The 1,312-nt window shown below is 67.9% G+C and carries 1 protein-coding gene; it reads right to left on the minus strand.

Going from position 1 to position 1,312, the window contains the following annotated elements; translation table 11 throughout:
• Window positions 1-34: 34 nt before the first annotated feature.
• The gene (locus AB0J71_RS49965; RefSeq protein ID WP_364421493.1) at window positions 35-1,186 is read right to left on the minus strand and encodes an IS30 family transposase; all 1,152 of its coding nucleotides are present in this window, start codon (window positions 1,184-1,186) and stop codon (window positions 35-37) included.
• Window positions 1,187-1,312: the final 126 nt, after the last annotated feature.

Consider the following 1,312-nt stretch of genomic DNA (forward strand, 5'->3'; position numbering starts at 1 on the left):
GGTGAAGTCAAGGGGTCGTCGCAACACTGATTGATCAACTGGCTGTTGCCAGGAGCTTGGTGAGACGCTCGGCTGGGGTTTCCCAGCCGAGCGTTTTGCGTGGCCGGCCGTTCAACCGGGCAGCGACGGCGGCGAGATGGTCGCTGCTGTGCACGGACAGGTCGGTCCCCTTGGGGAAGTATTGGCGGAGCAGGCCGTTGGTGTTCTCGTTACTGCCGCGCTGCCAGGGAGAGTGCGGGTCGCAGAAGTAGACCGGCAGGTCGGCGGCGATGGAGAACTGGTGGTGTAGGCCCATCTCGCTGCCTTGGTCCCATGTCAGCGAGCGCTTCAGTTCGTCTGGCAGGGTGGCCATCGTGGCGGCCAGGGCGTCCCGGACGGTCTCGGCGGTGCGGTCGTGCGGGAGGTGGACGAGCAGAACGTAGCGGGTGCTGCGCTCGACCAACGTCCCGATCTGGGACTTCTGGTCCTTGCCGATGATCAGATCGCCTTCCCAGTGGCCGGGCACGGCTCGATCCTCGGCCTCGGCGGGGCGGTCGCTGATCATCACCATCGGCGCGACGAACCGAGGGTGGCGCTGGTCGGGACGGCGCTGCGGTCTGCGGAGGGTGCGGCCGGTGCGCAGCGCCCGGGTGAGCTCGCGGCGCAGTTCCCCGCGTCCTTGAACGTAGAGCGCCTGATAGATCGTCTCGTGCGACACCTGCATCTCCGGCCGGTCGGGATACCGGACGCGCAGGGTGTGCGCGATCTGCTCGGGGCTCCATTCCAGCTCCAGCCAGGATTGGACGGCCTGGCGCAGTTCCGGGTTGGCTCCTATCTTTCCCGTTTTCGGTCGTGGACGCCGGGCCTCGGCGCGGGCCTGGGCCGCGTGAGGCCGGTAGTGCCATTGGCCTCGGGTTCCGTCGGTGCGGTTACGGGCGATCTCCCGGCTCACCGTGGAGGGGCTGCGGCCCAGTTCGGCGGCGATGGCTCGGATGGAGGCCTTCTCCCGCAGCCGGTCAGCGATATGGATGCGCTCGTCCTCACGCAGGTAGCGGGAAGCCGCCTGGGCGGGCCGGGCCACCCGCTCGGGTCGAGCGGGCAGCCGCAGCCGGCCGGGGCTGAAACGCCCGTTACGCCACTCACGGCCGGTCCGCTCATTGACACCGACCAGCCGTGAGGCTTCCTTGTTGCCGTAGCCCTGAGCCATGAGCCGAAAGTATTCCTGCCGCTCAGCCCGGAGCTTCTTCGCCCCCTGCGCCTTGCGCACCTTGCGGATCTCGAAGTCCATCGCATCCCCTGAAGTGGGGTGTTGCAACGAACCCTAGAACCCAAG

It is taken from the genome of Nonomuraea sp. NPDC049637 (assembly GCF_040675235.1).
Lineage (GTDB): Bacteria > Actinomycetota > Actinomycetes > Streptosporangiales > Streptosporangiaceae > Nonomuraea.